The organism is Vibrio sp. 10N.261.55.C5, assembly GCF_041470505.1.
Taxonomy (GTDB): domain Bacteria; phylum Pseudomonadota; class Gammaproteobacteria; order Enterobacterales; family Vibrionaceae; genus Vibrio; species Vibrio crassostreae_C.
This window is the reverse complement of record NZ_JBFRMS010000141.1, coordinates 1-323: the sequence shown is the minus strand read 5'-3', so window position 1 is coordinate 323 and position 323 is coordinate 1. Positions and strand designations below refer to the sequence as shown.

Here is a 323-nt window from a genome sequence, read left to right as displayed (position 1 = left end):
AGTGGGCCATGGGCTTCAAGCAATTGACGGTTGTTGTGAATGCTTTTGACAGAACAACCGCTTTGTCGGGCCGCTTCTCTAACATTCCCTAACTCATTGGCAAGCTCTATAGCCTCGATCTTTTTCTGAACCTCTTCTCCGTATTCTTTCCTAGAGCTAGGCTCAGTAAGCTCTTTAATCGATAACTCTCGGTCAGCAAAGTAAGCCGTAAAACCACCATCAAGTTGCTTACGTAATTCGACTTGTTGACTCACGATAGAGTGCCGTAATGGGGAGGTGATTTGATACATTGCGTTGGCGTAACTGAAGGTATGATCTCGACG

The 323-nt window shown here is 45.8% G+C and carries 1 pseudogene; it reads right to left on the bottom strand.

Features of this window, described 5'->3' with window-relative positions:
- Positions 1–254 (bottom strand): annotated as a pseudogene (locus AB4263_RS24385) (ISNCY family transposase); the annotation flags it as partial.
- Positions 255–323: the final 69 nt, after the last annotated feature.